General features: G+C 49.8%; 1 protein-coding gene. It reads left to right on the top strand.

Annotated elements, in window-relative coordinates; genetic code table 11:
• Positions 1-186 (top strand): hypothetical protein (locus FS736_RS25760; RefSeq protein WP_222125122.1); only part of this gene is annotated, 186 nt, incomplete at its 5' end.
• Positions 187-241: the final 55 nt, after the last annotated feature.

Here is a 241-nt window from a genome sequence, read left to right as displayed (position 1 = left end):
GGGTTTGGGTTTTGGTTTTTGGTGGGGTTTTTTGAGGGAGTGGAAATGGTTGGTAGAGATTTGTTGGGGGTAGATGGGGGGTGGGATTGGGTGATAGGAGTAGGGGAGATAGGTTTGATGGTGGAAGTGGGGGAGGGTGAGGTGGTGGGTGTTGTTGTAGGTGTAGTGGAGTGTAGGTTGGGTTGAGTGTTTGTGTTGGAGATGAGATTGGGATTGTGGTGATATTGATAAGTGGGATGGG

This window comes from Cytobacillus oceanisediminis 2691, assembly GCF_007678455.1.
GTDB lineage: Bacteria > Bacillota > Bacilli > Bacillales > Cytobacillaceae > Mesobacillus > Mesobacillus oceanisediminis_A.
The sequence above is the reverse complement of the archived record's forward strand: the minus strand, read 5'-3'. Positions and strand labels throughout refer to the sequence as shown.